Annotated in this window: 17 protein-coding genes; 14 read left to right on the forward strand and 3 right to left on the reverse strand. The window is 40.3% G+C overall.

Going from position 1 to position 18,577, the window contains the following annotated elements:
- Positions 1 to 32: 32 nt before the first annotated feature.
- From ftsA to N5O98_RS06655, 7 genes are all read left to right on the forward strand, one after another.
- Positions 33 to 1,484, forward strand: coding sequence for a cell division protein FtsA (ftsA, locus tag N5O98_RS06625; protein ID WP_118161314.1), 1,452 nt, complete (start codon positions 33 to 35; stop codon positions 1,482 to 1,484).
- A 57-nt stretch (positions 1,485 to 1,541) separates the two neighbouring features.
- A complete protein-coding gene (ftsZ, locus tag N5O98_RS06630) occupies positions 1,542 to 2,852 on the forward strand; it encodes a cell division protein FtsZ (RefSeq protein ID WP_004307359.1) in 1,311 nt (436 codons plus the stop codon).
- 85 nt (positions 2,853 to 2,937) lie between these two features.
- Positions 2,938 to 3,387 carry a GatB/YqeY domain-containing protein gene (locus N5O98_RS06635; RefSeq protein ID WP_022200130.1) on the forward strand — a complete coding sequence of 150 codons (450 nt, stop codon included), beginning with the start codon at positions 2,938 to 2,940 and terminating at the stop codon, positions 3,385 to 3,387.
- A gap of 750 nt (positions 3,388 to 4,137) precedes the next feature.
- The gene (locus N5O98_RS06640; RefSeq protein WP_004307361.1) at positions 4,138 to 5,835 is read left to right on the forward strand and encodes a tetratricopeptide repeat protein; all 1,698 of its coding nucleotides are present in this window, start codon (positions 4,138 to 4,140) and stop codon (positions 5,833 to 5,835) included.
- Positions 5,836 to 6,211: 376 nt separating this feature from the next.
- Entirely contained in the window at positions 6,212 to 6,799 is a 588-nt protein-coding gene (locus N5O98_RS06645; protein ID WP_004307363.1) for a hypothetical protein, read from the forward strand.
- A gap of 30 nt (positions 6,800 to 6,829) precedes the next feature.
- Positions 6,830 to 7,555, forward strand: a complete 726-nt coding sequence (locus N5O98_RS06650) for a DUF5036 family protein (RefSeq protein WP_022200131.1) — start codon at positions 6,830 to 6,832, stop codon at positions 7,553 to 7,555.
- 80 nt (positions 7,556 to 7,635) lie between these two features.
- Positions 7,636 to 8,391, forward strand: a complete 756-nt coding sequence (locus tag N5O98_RS06655) for a hypothetical protein (RefSeq protein ID WP_022200132.1) — start codon at positions 7,636 to 7,638, stop codon at positions 8,389 to 8,391.
- Positions 8,392 to 8,435: 44 nt separating this feature from the next.
- Here N5O98_RS06655 and N5O98_RS06660 read toward each other — a convergent pair whose 3' ends face one another.
- The 3 genes from N5O98_RS06660 to recO form a co-directional block, all read right to left on the reverse strand.
- On the reverse strand, positions 8,436 to 9,662 hold the full coding sequence (locus tag N5O98_RS06660) for an acyloxyacyl hydrolase (protein ID WP_117513765.1): 1,227 nt from the start codon (positions 9,660 to 9,662) through the stop codon (positions 8,436 to 8,438).
- A gap of 7 nt (positions 9,663 to 9,669) precedes the next feature.
- The gene (locus N5O98_RS06665) at positions 9,670 to 10,623 is read right to left on the reverse strand and encodes a hypothetical protein (RefSeq protein ID WP_118161324.1); all 954 of its coding nucleotides are present in this window, start codon (positions 10,621 to 10,623) and stop codon (positions 9,670 to 9,672) included.
- 269 nt (positions 10,624 to 10,892) lie between these two features.
- Positions 10,893 to 11,621 carry a DNA repair protein RecO gene (gene recO / locus N5O98_RS06670; RefSeq protein ID WP_022200135.1) on the reverse strand — a complete coding sequence of 243 codons (729 nt, stop codon included), beginning with the start codon at positions 11,619 to 11,621 and terminating at the stop codon, positions 10,893 to 10,895.
- A gap of 141 nt (positions 11,622 to 11,762) precedes the next feature.
- Between recO and N5O98_RS06675 the strand changes: the two genes are divergently transcribed.
- The 7 genes from N5O98_RS06675 to N5O98_RS06705 all read left to right on the forward strand — a co-directional run bounded on the left by N5O98_RS06675 (position 11,763) and on the right by N5O98_RS06705 (position 18,568).
- Positions 11,763 to 12,722 carry a tyrosine-type DNA invertase cluster 3b gene (locus N5O98_RS06675; RefSeq protein ID WP_118161315.1) on the forward strand — a complete coding sequence of 320 codons (960 nt, stop codon included), beginning with the start codon at positions 11,763 to 11,765 and terminating at the stop codon, positions 12,720 to 12,722.
- Between the two features lie 350 nt (positions 12,723 to 13,072).
- Positions 13,073 to 13,744, forward strand: coding sequence for a DUF3575 domain-containing protein (locus tag N5O98_RS06680; protein WP_004298228.1), 672 nt, complete (start codon positions 13,073 to 13,075; stop codon positions 13,742 to 13,744).
- Positions 13,745 to 13,769: 25 nt separating this feature from the next.
- On the forward strand, positions 13,770 to 14,801 hold the full coding sequence (locus tag N5O98_RS06685; protein ID WP_004298229.1) for a DUF3868 domain-containing protein: 1,032 nt from the start codon (positions 13,770 to 13,772) through the stop codon (positions 14,799 to 14,801).
- Between the two features lie 12 nt (positions 14,802 to 14,813).
- Positions 14,814 to 15,383, forward strand: coding sequence for a DUF3575 domain-containing protein (locus N5O98_RS06690; protein WP_022200138.1), 570 nt, complete (start codon positions 14,814 to 14,816; stop codon positions 15,381 to 15,383).
- An 11-nt stretch (positions 15,384 to 15,394) separates the two neighbouring features.
- A complete protein-coding gene (locus N5O98_RS06695) occupies positions 15,395 to 15,586 on the forward strand; it encodes a hypothetical protein (protein WP_074726671.1) in 192 nt (63 codons plus the stop codon).
- Positions 15,587 to 15,634: 48 nt separating this feature from the next.
- Positions 15,635 to 17,050, forward strand: a complete 1,416-nt coding sequence (locus N5O98_RS06700) for a DUF3868 domain-containing protein (protein ID WP_004322478.1) — start codon at positions 15,635 to 15,637, stop codon at positions 17,048 to 17,050.
- Between the two features lie 24 nt (positions 17,051 to 17,074).
- Positions 17,075 to 18,568, forward strand: coding sequence for an Mfa1 family fimbria major subunit (locus tag N5O98_RS06705; RefSeq protein ID WP_061448383.1), 1,494 nt, complete (start codon positions 17,075 to 17,077; stop codon positions 18,566 to 18,568).
- Positions 18,569 to 18,577 lie beyond the last annotated feature (9 nt).

Here is an 18,577-nt window from a genome sequence, read left to right on the forward strand (position 1 = left end):
GTAAATAGTAAAATAGTAAATAAAATAACCCTATGGCAACAACAGAATTTATCGCCGCTATTGAACTTGGTTCATCGAAGATAACCGGTGTGGCCGGAAAAAAGAACAGTGACGGAAGCATGCAGGTATTAGCGTATGCCCAGGAAGACTCTTCTACGTTCATTCGTAAAGGAGTGATCTTTAACCTGGACAAGACAGCGCAAAGCCTGACTTCAATCATCAACAGACTGGAAGGTGAGTTGAAAAACTCAATTGCCAAGGTATATGTAGGCATCGGCGGACAATCACTCCGCACCGTCCGCAATGTAGTAAGCCGCGACCTAGAGGAAGAAGCTATCATATCCGAAGAGCTTGTAAGCGCTATCGGTGATGAGAACATTACCATCCCGGTGGTCGATATGGATATATTGGACGTAGCTCCACAAGAATATAAGGTAGGTAATAACCTGCAAGCCAATCCGGTAGGTCTGGTAGGAAGCCACATCGAAGGACGTTTCCTCAATATCGTTGCCCGTGCTTCCGTACGTAAGAACTTGGAGCACTGTTTCCAACAGGCTAAAATTGATATTGCCGACCAACTGATCGCTCCGTTAGTAACCGCAAATGCCGTACTGACAGAAAGCGAACGCCGTTCGGGTTGTGCACTGATCGACTTCGGAGCAGACACAACTACCATCTCTGTATATAAGAATAACATTCTCCGTTTCCTGACTGTATTGCCTTTGGGAGGCAACAGCATCACGCGTGACATCACCACCCTGCAAATGGAGGAGGAAGAAGCCGAACGCCTGAAAAAAGCCTACGGTGACGCCCTCTATGAAGAGGACCCCGAACAGGAAGAAGCAACCTGCAAACTGGATGATGACAACCGTATCATCAAAGTGGCGGATCTTAACAATATCATCGAAGCCCGTGCCGAGGAAATCGTTGCCAACGTATGGAACCAGATACAACTATCGAGCTACGAGGACAAATTGCTGGCAGGAATCATCTTGACAGGAGGGGCCGCCAACCTGAAGAATCTGGACGAAACCTTGCGCAAACGCAGCAAGATAGAAAAGATACGGATGGCGAAACTCCCACGCAATACGGTTCATGCGCCCAACAACATACTGAAGAAAGACGGTTCGCAGAACACTTTGTTCGGGCTCCTGTTTGAAGGTAACCAGAACTGCTGCCTGACGGAAACTGCTCCGCAAGCTGCTCCTGCACCATCAGTCTCCAAACCGGAGCCGGAAGTGCATAAGACAGTGGATATGTTTGAGGACGATCAGGAACTGAAAGAACAGGCCCGCATCGCCCGTCTCAAGAAAGAAGAAGAAGAGCGGGAAGCCAAGCTAGCCGCCAAAGAAGCGGAAAAACTTCGCAAGCAAAAGGAAAAGGAAGAGAAAGAAAGACGGAAAAGAGAAGCAGGTCCGAGTTGGATTCAACGCAAGATCGATTCGTTGACGAAAGAAATCTTTTCCGACGACGATATGAAGTAACCTTCAGCAGCTTGTTAATCAATATTCATAATTCGTAATTCATAATTCAATCAAGATATGGACGAGATAGTACAATTCGATTTCCCGACAGATTCACCGAAGATCATCAAAGTGATTGGTGTAGGTGGTGGTGGTGGTAACGCTGTAAACCACATGTACCGGGAAGGCATCCATGATGTAACGTTCGTTCTTTGTAACACGGACAACCAGGCATTAGCCGAATCACCTGTCCCGGTGAAACTGCAACTGGGCCGTAGCATCACGCAAGGGCTTGGAGCCGGCAACCGTCCCGAACGGGCACGCGACGCCGCCGAAGAAAGTATAGAAGATATCAGAAACCAGCTGAACGACGGCACCAAGATGGTATTCATCACCGCCGGAATGGGAGGAGGAACCGGAACAGGAGCTGCACCGGTCATCGCCCGCATTGCGAAGGAAATGGATATTCTGACTGTCGGTATCGTCACCATCCCCTTTATCTTCGAAGGAGAAAAGAAAATTATCCAGGCACTGGACGGCGTAGAGCGCATCGCCCAGCATGTTGACGCCTTGCTGGTTATCAACAACGAACGCCTGCGCGAAATATACGCCGACCTTACTTTTATGAACGCCTTCGGCAAAGCCGATGATACTCTTTCCATTGCTGCCAAGAGCATTGCCGAGATTATTACCATGCGGGGTACAGTCAATCTTGACTTTGCCGATGTGAAAACCATCCTGAAAGATGGTGGAGTAGCAATCATGAGTACCGGATTCGGCGAAGGAGAAAATCGTGTGACGAAAGCAATCGACGATGCCCTGCATTCTCCGTTGCTCAACAACAATGATATCTTCAATGCCAAGAAAGTAATGTTGAACGTATCTTTCTGCCCATCGTCGGAACTGATGATGGAGGAAATGAACGAGATACACGAGTTCATGAGCAAATTCCGCGAAGGGGTGGAAGTGATTTGGGGTGTTGCCATCGACAACTCACTGGAAACAAGAGTAAAAATCACCGTATTGGCAACCGGATTCGGTGTGGAAGACGTTCCCGGAATGGACAGCTTGCATGCTGCACGCAGCCAGGAAGAGGAAGAACGTCAACTGCAACTGGAAGAAGAGAAAGAGAAGAACAAAGAACGTATCCGCAAGGCATACGGCGAAAGCGCCAGCAATATCGGAAGCAAGAGCCTCCGCAAACGCCGCCACATCTATCTTTTCAATACGGAAGATCTGGACAACGACGACATCATCGCCATGGTAGAAGATTCTCCCACTTATATGCGTGATAAGACTACTCTTACCAAAATCCGGACGAAAGCCGCTCTGGAAGAGGAAGTAGCCACGGAAGAAGCTACAGATGACAACGGCGTGATTACGTTCTAAACAAAGAACTAAGAACGAAAATTATAAACTCGCAAAATCAGGCTTCAGATCTAATTTTTAATCTTTAATTTTTAACTATAATAGTATGGATTTATTCGATCAAGTCAGCGAAGACATTAAAACCGCAATGAAGGCGAAAGACAAAGTAGCCCTTGAAACTTTGAGAAATATAAAGAAGTTCTTCCTGGAAGCTAAGACTGCCCCGGGAGCTAACGATATATTGACAGATGATGCTGCTCTGAAGATTATCCAGAAACTTGTGAAACAAGGAAAAGATTCTGCTGAAATCTATATCGGACAGGGTCGTCAGGATTTGGCTGACGTAGAATTAGGCCAGGTAGCCGTTATGGAGAAATACCTGCCGAAACAAATGACCGCCGAAGAACTGGAAGCTGCATTGAAGGAAATTATCACTGAAACAGGTGCTACAAGCGGTAAAGATATGGGTAAAGTAATGGGAGTTGCCTCCAAGAAATTAGCAGGACTTGCAGAAGGACGTGCCATTTCTGCAAAAGTGAAAGAACTTTTGGGATAATCCTCCGGGACTTCCACAGAAGTTTTATTTCGATTTTATCTTGCACCCTACACTAACCAGAGTTTATCTATTTGATTAATAGCAGTATAAACCTGTGCAAGATACCGTTGCAGATGCGTGCAAGATGTTTTATCTTACACACATCTGCAACTTTTCTTTAAACATAACATTCACCTCCTTCACCACTCTGAAACATCGATGAATAAAGGGATTTCGGGTGAAGAGCTACCTTTCACATAGGTTTCACCCGATTCACTATACCTTTCTGCCGAATTTTGATTAATAGACTGATTCCAATCTATTAGATATAAACTTATTCTCTATTAATGCCAAACTTCCTTTTCACTAATGGAAAAGATTACTTACATTAAAGGTAATCTATAAATGAAGCTTTTGTTTTTATAAACAAAGCTTTCATTTATAAAATCAAAAGCTTCATTTATATAATTACAACTTGCAATTATAGATTACGATTAATGAAAAACAAGTTTAGAATTATAGTAAAGTAATTTAGGTATTAATAGAAAGGAACTTTTCTCACTATAAATAAGAAAGAGTCTATTAATAGCTGGGAAATAATCAAATTAGATCACATGAACTTAATAAAATAAAAGCACATTTGAAATTAATATGATGTATGATATAGACAGTACTAATATTATTTCCCGAACTAAAATAATCTCCCTATAAAAGAGCATAATATAGAAAATAAAGATTACTTTTACAACGAAACTAAACCACGACAGACAAATGAGAAAGAGTATTGCTATAATTATAACATCTATATTAGTGCTATCAGGATGCAACAAACAACAATCCGTATCTGACAGACTGCTAAATGAAGTAGAAAAAGCCATTGCCATAAATCCTGACAGCGCATCCAACCTACTAAAAAGTATATCATCTCCTGAAAAACTAGACGACAAAGCTTTTGCACGCTGGTGTATGTTATCAGGTAAGATTACAGACGAAATTTTTAATAGCATCCTACCAACTTACCAATTAGAAAGAGCTTATGACTGGTATTCCTCACATGGTAGCCCTGACGAGCAAGTGCAAATTTTGATTTATTTAGGTCGTTCCTATTTTGCTGATGGAGATTATGATAAAGCAATGTCTATTTATACTAATGCGCTGGACATTGCAGGAAAAAACAAGCTCAATAACCTCATTGGATATACCTATGACTATATAGGCGATCTATATCGAGAAAAATTCATGCGAACAGAGGCTATCAAAAGATATGAGATTGCTGCCGAATACTTCAAAAAAGAAAAGAATACAGATAGTTATGCTTGTGCATTAAGAGATATTGGACGTGAATATGCACAAATGGATTCATTATCACATGCTTTAAATATTCTAATTATAGCCGATTCTGTAGCAGCCAATACTAGTAATATTAATGTTACTGCATCAATAAATAACGCCTTAGGCAATATCTATTCTATGCAGAACAAATACGATAAAGCTGAAGAATACCTCCTCAAAGCATTGTTGACGGGAAGAGAAAAAATGCCCGATTATGTAGCATTGATTGACTTATATACGGCATCAAATTCCATTAATAAAGCTAAAGAGTTATTATCCAAGATACCACAGGATACCCCCCAATATACATGTAGCATTAAATATCTATATTATCAAATTTATAACGCAGAAAAAAACTATAAAGAAGCTCTTGCTAATTTAGAAGAATATGTTAACATGTTAGATTCTATCATATATGCGGACAACCAATCCAAAATACTAAATATAGAGTCTAAATATAACCACCTAAAAATCAGCAAAGAAGTAGACAGGTTAAAGATTAAACAACAAAGCTACATTATAATTTCAATTATCAGCATTGTAACGTTACTGTTTATAACGGTAGGATACCTATTATATCGCAAAAAAGCAAAAGAAAAAATTCAAAGACAACGGGATGAATTAAACCAGATAAAAGAAAATTTGCTCTATGTGTCATTAGAATTGGAAAAGAAAAAAAGATTGTCAAACACACTCAAAGAGAAAAATGAGAACTATAATAAAATGCAGGAAGAAATAAATCTTCTAAGTGCCAATTACAAGGAATTACAAAATAAATCTCTAGAGAACTCACCACTATTCAAGGAGCTAACATACCTGGCAAATAAAAATAAACCAAGAAATGATAAGCCATTAATAACAGAAAAACAATGGAAACTTATCACAGATGAAATAACACAGATCTATCCAAGTCTTTATAAATACATATATAGTCTATGTCCGGATTTATCAGAACAAGACTTTCAATATTGCTGTCTTTACATGTATGGGTTCGACACTAACACTGAAGCAAAATTATTAAATATAACAGTTGATTCAGTAAGAAAAAGACGCCTTAGACTTAGAAGAAAACTAGATATCACATTACCGGATAATAATGCTACATTATATGAATACTTAATCGAAAATATACATTAATAATCATGTTTTCAGTAGAAACAATCTATAGCATAAGATAATGTCCACGTAAAAAGCCATAAACAACTGATTATCAAAGTCTGTTTGTCCACGTTCAAAAACGTACTTTACTTGCTTCCCCCCTCATCTCTCCGTAAATTTGCAAAAAACAATTAAAGATATGAGAAAACTAAGTATTACACTATTATTAATTAGTATTTCATTCATGACAATGAAAGCTTACAATCTATCAGAGTATAGATCTAAAGGAAGTATAACTTTTACATCTATATTTGTTAAGGTTGATAATATAGCCTCACGACTAAATGCTAATTTTAAATAATATTTACCAATGGATTGGACAAGCAACCTATCTAATCCATTTCATATTTAACTTATGCTCAAATTAATATCTATTTTGATAACCAATGGAATCGTTTTATTCATGTTAATCAGTTGTCATAATAAAACAAGTAATTCAAGAAATACTGTGAACCTTGATTATGAGAATAGTATCGACTCTCTTAATTCATATAAAATGGATATATCACATTTCATTAATTCCATCGAGCCAGGAGAAACGATTGTAGAAGAAAAACAAATGCAAGGGAAAGAATTTATTACAAGAGAAAATGAGCATATAAAAGTGTGCTTTTTATTAAAAGCCCCCTGCTCAAAAGACGGATTCTTGAAAACAGAAATTACTAATAATACAAACGATACAATTACCTATATTAGTAATACTTTCTTGCGCTATAGAGAAAGTAATAATTCATGGATTCCTTTAGTTTATCCGGATAATTATGTAAAAAATGATCTAGGATATTTAATACCTCCTCATGAAAGCGTCAAAATAAGATTCTTTTTACCTTCTCAAGAAGAATATCCTAAAGGGAAATACAAGCTTCAACTATTATTCCGCAATGCTTCAAAGAGTATTGACTATTATATCGATAAAATATTTGTAAGCACCAAGTCAAACTAAGTTCCTGATAAATCAAAAAATTAAAAAGAAATGAATACAAAAAAAATAGTTGGGATTTTCTTGTTATCCCTTTGTACTATGTGTTTCGTTAATTGTAGTGATGATGACACGCCAGATGATCCGGCAGATACCATCACACTCAATATGCTTAATGAGCATAATGGAAAAACCTATTTAGGTGAATCAAAAACTTATATCAATGAAGCTAATAACTTCGTCACATCTTCTAATTTTATTTCTGACGTAGGAAATGGCGCAGGAGTTGGAGCAGATATTCTACCCTCATTAACCAACCTCACACACGAAGTAGCGGTTACGCCCGGACATATTTATCAAATTTTTGATAAAAATACACTTATAGATTTCCCGTCAGGCAATCACGCTATTCAAGTAGAAGCAAGTTATTATCAAGCCTATGTTGTATCTAAAATAGTAAATAGTGACATGACTATCGGTGCAATTGTAAAATATATATCTGTTTTCCCTAACAATAATGGGTTGCCTGCATATAGGTATGGTATTGGAAGTCTTCACCGTATAGGTGAAACGGTTGAATTAGCATTACCCCAAAATATTGAGTTTTTCTTGAAAGAACATAGCGCAGGGAAAAAAGGATTAAATGTAACATCTGCCAATAACAAATTAAGAATAACCCTAACTAAAGCACCTGACATAGTCAACGGACCTTATGGAACATTTGACCTTTATATCCGTTCAAACAATATCTTTACGGTCGTAGAAGTCTACGTGGAATAAGCAATAAAGACTTTATTATCCGGTAAAACAAAGGGATTATCTCCCATATTACCATATATTTGTAAAAAACATTTAAAAGTATGAGAATCAGTAGACTTTTGCTAATTGTATTATTACTGGCATCTTCGTATGGTTGCTCTGAAGAGGAACCATACGAAGTTGAAAAGAAATCAGTTTCTATATGGGCAGGAGACACATGGCATGTCATTATAGAAACAGACTTAACAGAGTACAACTATAGGTTAGAATCAGAAAATCAAGAAATTGCGACTGCTATTCTTGACGAAATGAGCGTATGCATCACTACCTACAAAAGTGGAAGCACCATGATACGACTTATCGATACTGACAATAATAAGATAGCATGTGAAATCTCCGTATATGTCAAATACTTCAACAGTCCGGAAATTGTCAATTGGGGAATTCCGCTAAAAGGTAACCCTGATTATCCGGGAGTAATAATAAAAGCAGTGGATCTAAGAATCCCCCCAGAAATAGAAATTGAGTTACGAGAAAAAGATAAACCATTCATTGGTGCTACTTATACATTCAATCAGGAAACCAAAAAGTTTACAATGAAAACTGATTCGGGAATATTCAGAGAAGGCACATACGAATGGAATATTACCTTTTTAACCTTAATGTATGACGATAAAGCAGAGAAGTTCGGTTTTAAATTTGCTACAGGAATATCATTGGGATACGGATATATCCTACAGAGTGATAAAACAGCAGAATATCAGCAACGATATCCTGACGCCGGTATCACAGAAGTAAAAGTTAATTATATTTGGAAAGATAATGGAATAATCCAATTAGGAGGACTTACATTTTAATTAAATTGAGAAAAGGAGGTTATTAACAAACGAAGATTGCCCTTTCATCGTTTATCATGAAATCTATATCCAAGCCCCAGCATTAGATTGTTGGGGTCTTTAAATTTGCTCAACTGATACCCCACGTGCAAAAACAAATGGCGTGTGACGTAAGTCTTGAGAGCCAGAATTTGGTAGAACCCTTTCATATCACCACCGCTGTATATCAGGTTCCGACCGACGCCGACATTGATAGAGAAAACAGGCATCACCAGTTCTGCCCGAAGAGATAACCCCATGGCAAATTGCTTACGGAAAGGAGGACGATGAAACTTCAAATCGCCCGAGTAAAACTTGCCCACTCTATACTCCTTAAGATTGGCACTCTCATCATATTGCGCATCCGCAGAAAGCCCTGCCCGAAAATAGTTGTTGAAATTATACATCGGGGCGAAATTGATGCCCGCCACACCGAACAAACCGGGAATCATACTCGACACATCGTCTCCAACCAGTCCCCTTTTGCGGGTAGCTCCGTAGATCACCAGGTCATAGCTGACGTGAGGCTTTATAAAGAGCCGTCTAGGAGTGATGGGACCGGGCGCCTCATCCGCGTCCAAAGTGCGTACGATGCCGATTCTTCCTCCAATAACATTAAGACCGCCATTAGGATAATGCGTGTTTCCATTGGAAAAATGGGTGAGATCTACACCTGCCGCCAATTTCCAGTACTTGTGAACTTGCCAGTTCAGCAAAAAGCCGAGATTGATGTACGCATTGATCTTGGAGCCAATCAGTACGTTTTGCGGATTGGATAGTTCGTCATATTTTTTCCAGCCAAAAGAAGCTCCAAAGTTCCATTCGTAATCGAGCGACAGACGGGGCGACAGTTGCGCGATACGTGACCCTTGAAAAGCGTATACCGACACCGGATTTCCCAATTCAACGGGACTAAAGAAGGTATGGTAGGAAACGCCAATGCCCTGATAGGTATGAGGAAAGAGCCTGCCGAGATTGGATTCTTTGCTAAATCTGAAAGCGTACTTGAGATGGAAAGAAAGCGATTGGTCGATTTTCTTTTGCTGCATATTGTCTCCTTGCAGAAAACTATGGGTGGAGACGATATAGCCCGGACGAATGTCAAAGCCAAGCTGATGGCGGATCAGGGAATGGCTGACGCTGTCGTTCCGTTGTCCGATGATTGTCTGGGCTTCCAGATTTGCGTTGATTGCCGGATATACCAGAAGGCAAAAGAGGCACAGCAACCGTATGGCGTTCCTATTTCTAATCATTGATATGCTAGTTGTTGAAAGGTATATCCTTGTGTGTTATATAATATTTTACAGGCATTTCGCTATGCAACGTGCCGGTTACGATTCGTTGTTTCTTGGTTTTGGAGTGAGAAACATAGAGGGTATATCTCGTTTCCAACCAATCATACATCATCGATAAGGTGTAGTATCGAGAAGTCCGAGGAGGAATTATGTCTTTGTTCTGTTCCGTACTAGGGTAAGGCAACATTTGTTGCTCAGAAATGAATGGCGCGCGTTTGCCGTTCATCACTAAATATCCGTCTTTCATACTTGGTATTTCCACTGTCAGACCGGCTTCGCCCAGTAATTGAAAAGCTTCGGGCACATCGCTTTTGAACCTCATAAAATGGTAAAAAGACTCGAAAGGAAAAAACGTGTATGTAGACGAAAAATCTGTTAAGTTATGAAAGGAGACGCCTTCTTTTTTCTCTATCTTGTTTTCCGGATCGTAAGAATATGCATTCAAAGAATAAATGATACTATCCATCACATATCTGTCTCCCGGAGAAATCTCGACGTGTATCTCCTGCCACTCATATTCGTTGCTTGCCGTGAGCAGGAATTGAAAAGGAGCGGAAAGGGCATTCTCGCCCACCGTTATCTTCACTTCTTCGGGATGAACACGTTCAATGGTGAAATCAATCATCTCTCCGGTGCACACAATCTTTCCCAATCCGTTCAGCGATGGACCTTGGTCATTTGTTACCAAGCGATTGTCCGCATCATATACTTTATATTGAACGGGAAGACTAGAAGCTGTATACATTGCTAACCAATCCCAATTGGCAGCTGCAAATTGAATAGTGGCAACATCCCCGTTCCCGTCCAGCGCCAGTTCGGAATCGGAAGGACGGAAGTCGTCGACAAATACGTCTCCGTTACAACCATAAAACTCCCCCAGGATGAGAAGACAGACCGTCAGGTATAGGAATCTTTTCATATTGTTTTCTCTCTTGTTCATTCTCTTTTGTTCTCTACGGACAAAAGTAACATATATTTTCAGGAACAGCATACAAACCCGCATTAAGAAGTGTTATTATCACCTGATTAATTGCCGCATACAGTGGCGGACGCTAAAACACTGCTAAAACAATATATGGCAAGTAAATGGACTCGACACGACAAGGGAACGACAGAATTGAAAAGCACCGCACTCGTGTTTCAAGAATGAAAACTAGCTAGAGCAGTTGAATGGAGAAAAGTTACTAATTAATCAAACAGTTCTTTCAATACCTCCAGTGATTTCAATGCCGGGAAGTCAGGCAGATGCAAACGATAATAATCATTCATAATCGTCAGGCAACGAGTACGCTCCGCACGGCTCATACCAAAAAGATGCATGGTCTCATAGTTCATGCGCATCAACTGACGGAGACGGACGGCCTCTTCAGGATTGATATAAGAAGAATGTAATTGGGGACGAATGGAAGTGAAACAGGCATTCAATAAATCGAAGTAATCGCCGGTATGATAATCTTCCAGGTTCGGGTAAAGCCCCAGAAAACGCGAAAGACGCATCAGAAAAACCAGATGAAAATTGGCAAATCCCTCTCCACACTCGTCCAGCCAAATGATAGAATGTTGCAGATAGGCAAACAACGGACGGTTCTCTGCCTCCTCCCGGATAGCCCTGTAAAGAAACTCCGACAGGAAAAGTGCCATCGAAGACTTATACGGATCATAAGGTATGGAAGAAAATGGATAAAAGGATTTCGCTTCCTTCACACGATAAAGTGTCGCATTAGGCCGATAATCAGCCTCGAACTCGATAAAAGATAACGGCTGGAAAAGTACGGATTTCACAGCCGCTTTTCGCGAACGAGGCACTGTTACAAGAAAAGAAGCTCTGCCGGACAACTCCGTATACATATCTACAATGATAGAAGTATCATTGTATTTCAACGTATGAAGAACTATTCCTTTCGTTTTCTGCAGCATAACTGAATAACCTCATTTCCAAATCCGAAGCAAAGCTACAAAAAATATAAGGTAATCGGAGAGATTTTAAAGGCATTAACAACAAAAAAGATAACTACTTTTGTTATAGTCCCTGAATAACAAGTAAAGATAAACAAGCTTATGAAACGAAAAAGTAATAAAAACGGATTTACCGGATGCGCCAAAGCATACATCCGGAATTTACAGGAAGAAGGTCGTTATTCGACAGCACATGTGTATAAGAATGCAATTCTGTCATTCACAAGGTTCTGTGGTACTCCCAGCATAACTTTCGGGCAGATCACTCGCGATAGTTTGAGACGATACGGACAGTACCTCCACGAACATGGGTTGAAGCCAAACACAGTTTCGACCTATATGCGTATGTTGCGCAGCATCTATAATCGTGGTGTAGAAGCAGGGGTAGCCCGCTTTATCCCCCGGCTGTTTCGTGACGTATACACTGGCGTAGATGTACGACAGAAAAAGGCGCTCCCGGTCAGCGAACTGCATACACTTCTCTACAAAGCCCCTCAATCCCAACACTTAATCCGTACGCAAGCTATCGCACGGTTGATGTTCCAATTCTGCGGTATGCCGTTCTCTGATTTCGCACATTTAGAGAAATCGGCATTGGAAGACGGAATCCTTAGATACAATCGTATAAAAACAGGCACACCAATAAGTCTTGAAATCCTGGACACCTCCAAGAAAGAGATAAACAAGCTGCGTAACAGCAATCCACCGAGAGAAGATTGCCCAGACTACCTATTTAATATAATGAGAGGAGATAAGAGACGAAAAGAAGAAGGCATATATAAGGAATATCAGTCAGCCCTCCGCCGATTCAACAATCAATTAAAAAGCCTGTCAAGAGAACTAAACCTAAAATCACCTGTCAGTTCATATACCATCCGGCATTCTTGGGCAACAAATGCCAAATACCAGGGAATCCCTATTGAAATGATCAGTGAATCACTAGGACATAAATCTATAAAAACCACACAAACTTATCTGAAAGGTTTTGGTTTGAAGAAAAGAACAGAAGCCAATCAATTGAATTGTTTTTACGTAGAATCTTACAACACAAGTCATCAATAATACATAAACAACTATCTATCAGCAATCTGCCTTATCCATTACTTCTTAGGTAACGGATATAAATACTGCACAAAGATATATAAAAAGAGTATTACATTCCAAATTAATTATACATTATTTTATTCAACTTCTTTCGAAGAATAAAATAAGATATGAGAACACGAATCACTTTTAGTTCATGTTCCAACTATCTATTGCCAATCATCGGACCACTTTTTTCTGTCCGAAAGCTTCCAGAGACATATATCAATAAAAGACCACCGTCTTTTTTACTTTTCCCCCATGTGTTCCTGTCATTAAACAGGAGTTCCGTTACCTAAGAAGTAACAGATACACATAAACAAATAATTATGACACACAAACCCAATATCAGCAAAAATGAAAGGTCTGCTGCCAGCAACAGGTGGAGACATGCAGCAAACATTAAACATGGGCTAGCCATCATTGCCTTTGTTGCATGTATTCTGCCTGCTTCGAACCTTTGCGGACAAAATATAGCCATTAAAAGCAATCTGCTTTACGATCTAACCACTACTCTCAATATGGGAGGAGAAGTGCGATGTGACGATACGCATACCATCAGCCTTTCCCTCAATTACAACCCCTGGAACTTCGGAGGGAACAAAAAGATGAAGCATTTCCTGTTGCAGCCAGAATACCGTAAATGGTTTAATGAAGTATTCACAGGAAGTTTTATCGGCTTTCAGCTACACTATGCTTTGTTCAATTTTGGAGGAATGCTCCCCTGGGGATTCAACAATGGGAAAATGCTGGGTATTGAGAACAGGCAGATTGCTCACAACAGATATCAAGGCAATCTGGCGGGTTTCGGCATTTCCTACGGTTATCAATGGATAATCAGCCCTCAATGGAATCTGGAAGCAGGAATCTCACTCGGATATGCACACCTTAATTATAAACGCTACGGACAGTCTGAAGGTGCAGCCCTATTGGAAAAATCAAGCTGCAACTACTGGGGACCTACACAAGCAGGGATATCAATCATATATTTCATCCGATAAATCAACCTAATAATAACCACATAAAATGAAAACGAAAGCATTCATATTTTTCAGCTTATTGATATGCAATCTACTCCCGGCACAAAACATTAAACTGGATATTACTCCACACTTTCTCGGAGTGCGGGCAGATTCATTACTTCTCTCCATGGATGTATCGGTAGAGATAGAAAATATGGAGTCTAAAAATGCCGTCAGACTAACGCCCGTCTTAACCGGACAGGAAAGAAAAATCTTACTACCTTCCATCTTATTAAACGGCAAACAAAAACAAAAATTATATCTGCGTAACCAGATATTACGAAAAAAAAGCGAGCATAAGGAAGAGAACGCAACCTACCTCGTTGCCGGTATCGACGAAAGTCATTCCCGCACCATCGCTTACCGAACTTCGTTGCCCGCAGAAGATTGGATGAACCACGCAACTCTCCTCCTTCGGAGAACAATCATCCGTCCTGAAGGTGAACAAGCGTTGAAAGATACTTTACTCATTACATCTCAACCTGCTGCACTCCCATCCTCCCAAAAGAATCCGGACGAGGTTACGTCAACAGCAGAAAACACGTCTCCAGCTGATATGACAACCACAAAAATGAAATATAAAGGTTCGTATGTTTCCCCGGCTACGGATGATGTAGATATACGAAACCAGAAAGAGTTGAATTTTAATCTTGAAGAAGCTAAGATTATGGCTGATGTCAATCCACAAATGTTGTCGCTCCGCGAACTCTATACCGTAGCTCTGTCGTATGCAGATAACAAAGCTAAGTTTTACCAAATTATTAACATCAGTGTCAAACTGTATCCTGTACACCCCATCGCCAACCTAAACGCTGCCGCTGCTGCCATCGAACAAGGAGACACTCAATCAATAAGCAAGTTTTTATCGATGGCTCCTCATGACAGCCTTGCTTACAAGAATTGTCGGGGTGTATATGAGCTGATGACTGGAAACACATACGAAGGTATTCGCATGTTAAAGGCTGCTAAGACAGAAGGTTCCGAAGAAGCTTCTTACAATCTGAATGTATTTTTTGAAAATAATAAACGTCCTTAACAAACAGACACAATGAAATATTTCTTACTCTTATTCCTATTCTTATCAGTTGGTTGGCTCCACTGTCGCTCACAGAGAGTAGCAGTCAGCGTGAATGCGCTTCCGGCAATAGATGGGGCTTTCGAAGCCGGAGTCTCCTATGCCATAGGAAATAAAAGTACAGTTGAACTGACCGGCAGTCTGCGACCATGGAAACGGGAAGAGAAATATGTGAACCGCTATTGGCTGATACAGCCAGAATATAAATATTGGACTTGCCAGAAGTTTAACGGCTTTTTCTGGGGTGCTTACCTCAATGGGGCACAATTCAATATCGGAGGGAAAAAACTGCCTTTCGGTATATTCGCCGGGTTGAAAAAATACAGATATGAAGGATGGCTGGCAGGTGGAGGTATCAGTGCCGGATATCACTGGATGCTGGATAATCATTGGAATATAGAAACAAGTCTGGGAGTAGGATACGATTTTATCCGCTACAAGCAGTACAACTGCGTCAAGGAATGCGCCGGATTACGAGACAAAGGTGATTATCATTACATAGGGCCTAGTAAGGCTTCAATAAGTTTAGTTTATCTATTTTAAAATAAAACAGGATGAAAAGTTTATGGAAAGTCTGGTTCTCCAGAAGAAGAAGTATCTACATACGAATAGCACGTCAATGCCATTCTACCCCATGGAGAGTATATTATCTAGGGCATGGAGGCATCAGCAGATCAATAAAGGACATAAAGATATTGAAAGCATTGCAACAGCAAGGAATCATCTCACGAATTTATCCATGGTGAGTTATGATTGCTTTTGTTACAGATAAGAAGTCATTTAGTTATAAAATTATGAAAACAGGAGGAACTTTTATCATTGCAGCCATCTTATTTCTTTCTCTTCAGGCACAGACACCTGTAACAGGAGATGATGGCACTGTTCGAGCCACTTCCTCCAGCCTGCACAAGGCCGGGAAAGAATTACTGGTTTCTATTGAAATAGAAATCACCCGTGACTTCCTGCCCAATGAATCAATGACATTGGTACCTGTTGTCAGTGACAGTTTGGAACACCGGTTGGAATTACCAGCTATCTATATCAACAGCCGAAAACAACACATCATATTTTTGCGCGAAGCTGGCAAGAAGGAAAAAGAAGCCGAAGCATTGCAAAGAAAAAACGGAAGTCGGCAGACAATGCATTATCTGCAATCTGTACCTTTCGAAAGTTGGATGAATCATGCCACTCTCTCACTCGTTGAGAAAAGCTGTGGCTGTGGGATTCCGGGTGAAGAAAATCTCACTTGTATCGCCCGTTTACACCCACAGCCAACCCCTATTCCACAACTCGTATTCTTGACTCCCCAAGTGGAAACCTCGAAAATCAGAGAAGAAAAAGGGTGCGCGTTTATTGATTTTCCTGTCAATGTGACTGCTATATACGAAACGTACAGCAACAATACAGTAGAACTGAATAAAATTATTGAAACAATCAACACCATTAAAAATGACACCAACGTTACCATCACACACATCAGCATTCACGGCTACGCTTCACCCGACGGACCTTACCGACTCAATGAGAAGTTGGCCCGTGAACGTACTCAATCTGTGAAAGAGTATGTAAATCAGCTATATGCATTCGACGGAGCGCATATCCAGACAGACTATACTCCTGAAGATTGGGAAGGATTTGAAGCTCTTCTCTGTGATACGACTTTTCAAGAGAAAGAAGCGATAATAAAAACCATAACAAGCGACATTCACCCCGATAGCAAGGAGAGAAAGCTAAAAAAGCACTTCCCTGCATTCTACGATTTTGTCCTGAAGCATTGGTTTACTCTACTTAGACATTCCGACTACACTATTGAGTATCGTGTACGCCCGTTTACTCTTGCAGAATCCCGGAAAGTCTTTACTACAAACCCTAAAAATTTGAGTCTTGAAGAAATGTTTCGTCTCGCACTTGCCAGTACACCTGGAAGCGAAACTTATAATCAGATTTTCATGACTGCCGTACAACTATTTCCCGATAATCCCACAGCCAACCTGAATGCCGCCTGCATAGCCTTGATGCAAAGAGACGTCCAAACAGCTGCCACTTATTTGGAAAAAGCTCCGAAAGTACCGGAAACAATATTAGCAAAAGGAGTTCTATGCTTTCTTAAAAACAACTATGAAGAAGCAGAGTACTTATTCAGACAAGCTCAAAAAGCAGGACTATCACAAGCGGATAATAATCTGCAATTAGTCCGTGCACTAAAATAAACACTCATTAAAACCAAATGTAAAATGAAAAGATTCAGTAAATTAATGTCACTGCTTTTATTCGCAGCAGTCACACAGTACAGTTGCATCAATGATGCAGATGTTGTCATCGCCGATGATACTCATTCAGAGTCAAATGGCAATCTCGCCTTGTTCTTCGAGATTCCAAACGTTGCTACCAGTCGAAGTGCCGAATCGTCCGGCGTTACCACCGAAGGTTCTAAAGAAGAATATGCAGTAAAGAGTCTCACTGTTTATCTATTTGACTCGACCACAAAAACGCTCAAAGATCAACAGGAACTGAAGAACATCAACCGGACAGTTACGAGCGGTCAAAACATACAGTACACCGCCGACAAAATCACTGTAAATCCGGGAACTTATAACATCTTTGCCATAGCTAACGGAAAAGCAATCACAGGAAATATCAGCACACAAGAGGCTTTTCTGAATGCAGTTGATGCCGTAACTTACAGTGCAGGAAAAATTCCAAGCGTACCCGAAAACGGTTTCGTTATGACCAATCGTGGAGCTGCCAATCTGAACGTTGAAGTGAAAAAACCTACAGACTCCGATAAAGTGACTAGTGTATCCATCGGTCTTGAACGCGTGGTTGCCAAAGTTGAACTGACTCAAACACAAGAAACTTTCCCACTAACAGACCCATCCGGAAAGACCTACTGTACAATCAAACTGAACAATTTTAGAATGTTGAACTTGGCAACCCAGTTTTATACTTTCCGCCATACAGCAGTACTGAACAGTTTTCAGGAACCAGACTCATATACTGATGAAAACTTCGGTGATATCAACGACAACAATGGTTATGTTATCGATCCTTATTTCTTCAAGAAAACAGTGGAGAACGCCGGGGACTTTACAAACGCCGACGGTTTCTTTGCACAAGCTCTAGTACAGTTGGATATCAACGACGGCAACTGGGCAGGCATGGCTCAAGCTAACAGCTGGTCACATATCTACTGCCTGGAAAACTGTATGTTCCTTGACGCCCAACTGAATGCATACAGCACGGGAGTTATGTTCAAAGCCAACATGGATATTGCCCCCGACCACGTTTTCAATGAAAATGGCGATGTAGTTAGCAATCAGTCCAACTGGCCGACTAATATGTTCTACTTCAATTACAACTTTTATACCAGCGTAGATGCAATCCGTAAACTAGTCCTTAATAATTTGCCGGACGATGTCACTGACAACTCGACAACAGAAGAGCTAGCTCGATATAGTATCAAACGTTTCAAGAAAACGGAAAACTACTCTTGTTATTACAATTACTGGATCAAACACCTTGATAATAATTCTCCGGAAATGGGTGTCATGGAATTCGGTATCGTACGCAACAATATATACAGATTGTCAGTCAACAAAATTGCAGGACTCGGTAGCGGCGAACCTTTCATCGACCCGGATCAGCCGGATGAATATAAAGCCGAACTAGACATCAATTTCAATGTTTTTCCGTGGGCCGTACGTAATCAAGATGTAGAACTTGAATAAGTATTGGCC

It is taken from the genome of Bacteroides sp. LFL-34 (assembly GCF_027257075.1).
Taxonomy (GTDB): domain Bacteria; phylum Bacteroidota; class Bacteroidia; order Bacteroidales; family Bacteroidaceae; genus Bacteroides; species Bacteroides ovatus.

What these genes read in the sequence shown, in the direction of transcription:
- N5O98_RS06705 (WP_061448383.1), top strand. Translation starts at nt 17,075, where the DNA reads ATGAAAAGATTCAGTAAATTAATGTCACTGCTTTTATTCGCAGCAGTC.
- N5O98_RS06640 (WP_004307361.1), top strand. Translation starts at nt 4,138, where the DNA reads ATGAGAAAGAGTATTGCTATAATTATAACATCTATATTAGTGCTATCA.
- N5O98_RS06635 (WP_022200130.1), top strand. Translation starts at nt 2,938, where the DNA reads ATGGATTTATTCGATCAAGTCAGCGAAGACATTAAAACCGCAATGAAG.
- N5O98_RS06690 (WP_022200138.1), top strand. Translation starts at nt 14,814, where the DNA reads ATGAAATATTTCTTACTCTTATTCCTATTCTTATCAGTTGGTTGGCTC.
- N5O98_RS06675 (WP_118161315.1), top strand. Translation starts at nt 11,763, where the DNA reads ATGAAACGAAAAAGTAATAAAAACGGATTTACCGGATGCGCCAAAGCA.
- N5O98_RS06680 (WP_004298228.1), top strand. Translation starts at nt 13,073, where the DNA reads ATGACACACAAACCCAATATCAGCAAAAATGAAAGGTCTGCTGCCAGC.
- N5O98_RS06655 (WP_022200132.1), top strand. Translation starts at nt 7,636, where the DNA reads ATGAGAATCAGTAGACTTTTGCTAATTGTATTATTACTGGCATCTTCG.
- N5O98_RS06700 (WP_004322478.1), top strand. Translation starts at nt 15,635, where the DNA reads ATGAAAACAGGAGGAACTTTTATCATTGCAGCCATCTTATTTCTTTCT.
- N5O98_RS06685 (WP_004298229.1), top strand. Translation starts at nt 13,770, where the DNA reads ATGAAAACGAAAGCATTCATATTTTTCAGCTTATTGATATGCAATCTA.
- N5O98_RS06695 (WP_074726671.1), top strand. Translation starts at nt 15,395, where the DNA reads ATGAAAAGTTTATGGAAAGTCTGGTTCTCCAGAAGAAGAAGTATCTAC.
- N5O98_RS06650 (WP_022200131.1), top strand. Translation starts at nt 6,830, where the DNA reads ATGAATACAAAAAAAATAGTTGGGATTTTCTTGTTATCCCTTTGTACT.
- recO (WP_022200135.1), bottom strand. Translation starts at nt 11,621, where the DNA reads ATGCTGCAGAAAACGAAAGGAATAGTTCTTCATACGTTGAAATACAAT.
- N5O98_RS06665 (WP_118161324.1), bottom strand. Translation starts at nt 10,623, where the DNA reads ATGAAAAGATTCCTATACCTGACGGTCTGTCTTCTCATCCTGGGGGAG.
- ftsZ (WP_004307359.1), top strand. Translation starts at nt 1,542, where the DNA reads ATGGACGAGATAGTACAATTCGATTTCCCGACAGATTCACCGAAGATC.
- ftsA (WP_118161314.1), top strand. Translation starts at nt 33, where the DNA reads ATGGCAACAACAGAATTTATCGCCGCTATTGAACTTGGTTCATCGAAG.
- N5O98_RS06660 (WP_117513765.1), bottom strand. Translation starts at nt 9,662, where the DNA reads ATGATTAGAAATAGGAACGCCATACGGTTGCTGTGCCTCTTTTGCCTT.
- N5O98_RS06645 (WP_004307363.1), top strand. Translation starts at nt 6,212, where the DNA reads ATGCTCAAATTAATATCTATTTTGATAACCAATGGAATCGTTTTATTC.